This is a genomic window from Pseudomonas emilianonis (genome assembly GCF_023072625.1).
Classification (GTDB): domain Bacteria; phylum Pseudomonadota; class Gammaproteobacteria; order Pseudomonadales; family Pseudomonadaceae; genus Aquipseudomonas; species Aquipseudomonas paraveronii.
In genome coordinates this window covers 1-3,469 of sequence record NZ_JAKNRV010000465.1, presented here as the reverse complement: position 1 = coordinate 3,469, position 3,469 = coordinate 1, and the positions used below count along the sequence as shown (strand labels likewise).

Here is a 3,469-nt window from a genome sequence, read left to right as displayed (position 1 = left end):
CCTTCAACATGTGCCGCGTGGTCGACTGGCGCGGCACCGTGCAAAGCGCCTATGAGCGCGGCGTGCGCCTGCAAATCGAACTGCCCCCCGGCGCCGTACTCACCGGCTTGTCACGCCGCGTGTTCGAACAAGGCACGGTGATCGCCTGCGAAGGTGCGCGCCTGGACACCTTGCAGGGCCTGCTGGAAGAGGAGGAACGACGCCACCGATAAAGCACCACCCAAGGCTTTCGAAGCACAAAAACAACAATTTCGATCGAGCACTTTGAGGACAACAACAATGATTATCTATGGTGTGGCGTTTCTGGCGCTTTGCACGTTGGTCGGGCTGTTTGTGGGCGAACTGCTGGGTAAATGGATGGGTATCCCGGCCAACGTCGGCGGGGTTGGCATCGCCATGTTGCTGTTGATCGGCCTGGGCAGTTACCTCAGCAATCGTGGCTTGTTTACCGTTAAGTCGGAACAAGGCGTGAGCTTTTGGGCGGCTATCTATATCCCGATTGTGGTGGCCATGGCTGCCCAGCAAAACGTCTATGGCGCCATCAGTGGCGGGCCCATGGCGATCTTGGCCGGGACGTTTGCGGTGGTGCTCGGGTTTGCCTTGGTGCCGGTGCTGATGCGCATCGGCAACCAGGAGCCAAGCGCTGTTGTTCCCACTAAAGATGCCGGGTGATCGCTATGTACGAATCGATGATGAAAGTGATCACCGGCTACGGCCTGATCAGTGGTTTCGCGGTAATCGGCTTGACCATGTGGGTGTCCTACTGGATTTCCGACACGTTCACCAAAGGCCGTCTGCACGGCTCGGCCATCGCCATTTTGTTGGGGTTGCTGCTGTCATACGTCGGCGGCGCCTTTACCGGCGGCGCCAAGGGTGTGGTGGATATCCCGTTGCTGTCAGGCATTGGCCTGCTCGGTGGGGCGATGCTGCGGGACTTCGCCATCGTGGCCACGGCATTTGGCGTGAGTGTGGATGAGCTCAAGCGAGCCGGCTACGTTGGCGTACTGGCGTTGTTTGTCGGCGTGGGGTCGTCGTTTATCGCCGGTGTGTCGGTGGCCATGGCATTCGGTTATACCGATGCCGTAAGCCTCACCACCATAGGCGCCGGGGCGGTGACCTATATCGTCGGCCCGGTGACCGGTGCCGCGATTGGCGCCAGCTCCGAGGTTATGGCGCTGTCCATCGCCGCGGGGCTGATCAAGGCCATCCTGGTGATGGTGATGACCCCGTTCGTAGCGCCATTTATTGGCCTGAACAACCCTCGCAGCGCCGTTATCTTCGGCGGCCTGATGGGCACATCCAGCGGTGTGGCGGGAGGCCTGGCGGCCACCGATCCGAAGCTGGTGCCTTACGGCTGCCTGACAGCGGCGTTCTATACGGCGCTGGGATGCTTGCTGGGGCCGTCGTTGTTGTTTCTGATCATGCGTGGCTTGGTGGGTTGACGGGGCCGCAGGCAAGCCTGCTCCCACATGTTGACCGAGGACGCTCAGGCGACTCGGTCAACGGTAGGCGCCGGGCTTGCCTGCGATGATGGTCTCAAGCCTGCCGATTGGCATACATCCGACACTCCGCCAATAACGCCAGCAAATTCGGGTCGCGCTCCTTGGCCTTCAAGAACACCACTCCGATATGCTGCTGCAACCGATACCTGGGTTGCAGCGGTATCAGCTTCACGCGGTTCTCATACACCGCCGCAATCCTTCCCGGCAGCAGCGCATAACCCACCCCTGAACTGACCATGCTCAGCAGCGTGAAGATGTCATTGACCTGCATCGCCACCTTCGGCTCGAACCCCGCTTGCTTGAACACGCGGTTGCCGTCCTGGTGGGTGGCGAAGCCTTGGGTGAGGGTGATGAACGTGGCGTCGCGCACGTCGGCCAGGTCGATTTGCTGCTCGCGGTCGAAGGGCGAATCGGCGGGCGTGGCGAGGAAGATGTCGTCGGAGAACAGTGCAATCTGCGCACAGTCGGGATCGTTGGCGTGTTCGTCGAGGGAGATGAGGATCGCGTCGACTTCCATGTTCTTGAGCTTGTACAGCAGGTCGAAGTTGGAGCCGAGGATCAGGTCAATGTTGAGTTCGCTGCGGCGGATTTTCAGGCCCATGATCAGTTGCGGCACGGTTTTCACCGTCAGCGAATACAGTGAGCCGAGCTTGAAGCGCTCGGCGGAGAAGCCGGCGGCTTCGCGGGTCAGACGCACGCTGTCGACCACGTCGGCTATCAGCTTTTGCGCGCGCTCTTCGAGCACGTAGGCGCTTTCCAGCGGGGTGAGGTTGCGGCCTTCATGCTTGAACAGCGGGCAGCGCAGGGCGTTTTCCAGGGAGTGGATGGCGCGGTGTACGCTGACGTTGCTGGTTTGCAGCTCGGCGGCGGCGCGGGCCAGGTTGCCGGTGCGCATGAACGCCAGGAAGATTTCCAGCTTTTTGAGGGTGAACTCTTCGTCGATCAGCATGGCCGTGGCTCTTGTTCGAATACGGCCGATTGTGCCCGCAAAACCGCGCGGCGTCGCCGGAACGTCATAAGGCCCTTGCACTCTTATGCGCAAGGCGGGACGCTTGTCAGGCAGCAGTTAACGGTTACAGGGGGTCAGTGACAGATGTACCACGGGGAACGATTCAACGCCTGGAGCCATTTGCTCGGCGCAGTCGCGGCGTGTGTGGGCGCCGTGTGGATGTTGGTGGTGGCGAGCCTGGATGGCAGCCCCTGGAAGATCGTCAGCGTGGCGATTTATGGCTTTACGCTGATGGTGCTGTACAGCGCGTCGACGGTGTATCACAGCGTGCAGGGGCGGCGAAAAGCGATCATGCAGAAGGTCGATCACTTTTCGATCTACCTGTTGATAGCCGGCAGTTACACGCCGTTTTGCCTGGTCAGTTTAAGAGGCCCGTGGGGCTGGACGCTGTTCGGGATCGTGTGGGGGCTGGCGGTGGTCGGCATTCTGCAGGAGATCAAGCCGCGTTCCGAGGCGCGGGTTCTGTCGATCGTGATCTACGCGGTGATGGGCTGGATCGTGCTGGTGGCCGTCAAACCGCTGATTGCGGTACTGGGCACGGCGGGGTTTATCTGGCTGGCGGCGGGCGGTGTGTTGTACACCGTTGGCATCATCTTTTTTGCCTTGGAGGATCGCCTGCGGCATTCCCATGGGATCTGGCATTTGTTTGTGATCGGCGGCAGTTTGCTGCATTTCGTGGCGATCATGCATTACGTGCTCTAACGCACGACGCGGTCAAAAAAATGTGGGAGGGGCGGTGCGACGATTCGACTTGCCCCCGATGGCGGTGTGTCAGTCACTTAATTGTTGGCTGATCCACCGCCATCGGGAGCAAGTCGAATCGTCGCACCGCCCCTCCCACATTTAGATCTTCATAAGCACTTGCAAATTGCATCCGGCACACAGATGCCGAATTAAAAACAATAACAATGAAAGGTACTTCCCCATGCCTAGCGAACCCACTAGCTCTTCCGTCGAC

5 protein-coding genes and 1 pseudogene are annotated in these 3,469 nt (G+C 60.0%); 4 read left to right on the top strand and 2 right to left on the bottom strand.

Features of this window, described 5'->3' with window-relative positions; all coding sequences use genetic code 11:
- The 3 genes and pseudogenes from L9Z73_RS27630 to madM form a co-directional block, all read left to right on the top strand.
- Window positions 1-212: pseudogene (locus L9Z73_RS27630) on the top strand (malonate decarboxylase subunit epsilon); the annotation flags it as partial.
- Between the two features lie 67 nt (window positions 213-279).
- Window positions 280-672: a malonate transporter subunit MadL gene (madL, locus tag L9Z73_RS27625; protein WP_247407845.1), complete on the top strand. Its 393-nt coding sequence runs from the start codon at window positions 280-282 to the stop codon at window positions 670-672.
- A gap of 5 nt (window positions 673-677) precedes the next feature.
- Entirely contained in the window at window positions 678-1,442 is a 765-nt protein-coding gene (madM, locus tag L9Z73_RS27620; protein WP_247407843.1) for a malonate transporter subunit MadM, read from the top strand.
- Window positions 1,443-1,536: 94 nt separating this feature from the next.
- Here the strand turns inward: madM and L9Z73_RS27615 are convergent, their stop codons facing one another.
- Window positions 1,537-2,451 (bottom strand): LysR family transcriptional regulator, encoded by a 915-nt coding sequence (locus L9Z73_RS27615; RefSeq protein ID WP_247407841.1) that lies wholly within the window; start codon window positions 2,449-2,451, stop codon window positions 1,537-1,539.
- A gap of 144 nt (window positions 2,452-2,595) precedes the next feature.
- On the opposite strand from L9Z73_RS27615, the gene trhA reads away from it, so the two are divergent.
- Window positions 2,596-3,213: a PAQR family membrane homeostasis protein TrhA gene (gene trhA, locus L9Z73_RS27610; RefSeq protein WP_247407839.1), complete on the top strand. Its 618-nt coding sequence runs from the start codon at window positions 2,596-2,598 to the stop codon at window positions 3,211-3,213.
- A 73-nt stretch (window positions 3,214-3,286) separates the two neighbouring features.
- Here trhA and L9Z73_RS27605 read toward each other — a convergent pair.
- Window positions 3,287-3,469, bottom strand: a 183-nt coding sequence (locus L9Z73_RS27605) for a hypothetical protein (protein WP_247407837.1), incomplete at its 5' end; no start/stop codon positions are given.

Excerpts from the sequence above, each read along its gene's own strand:
- trhA (WP_247407839.1), top strand. The coding sequence starts at position 2,596 with ATGTACCACGGGGAACGATTCAACGCCTGGAGCCATTTGCTCGGCGCA.
- madL (WP_247407845.1), top strand. The coding sequence starts at position 280 with ATGATTATCTATGGTGTGGCGTTTCTGGCGCTTTGCACGTTGGTCGGG.
- L9Z73_RS27615 (WP_247407841.1), bottom strand. The coding sequence starts at position 2,451 with ATGCTGATCGACGAAGAGTTCACCCTCAAAAAGCTGGAAATCTTCCTG.
- madM (WP_247407843.1), top strand. The coding sequence starts at position 678 with ATGTACGAATCGATGATGAAAGTGATCACCGGCTACGGCCTGATCAGT.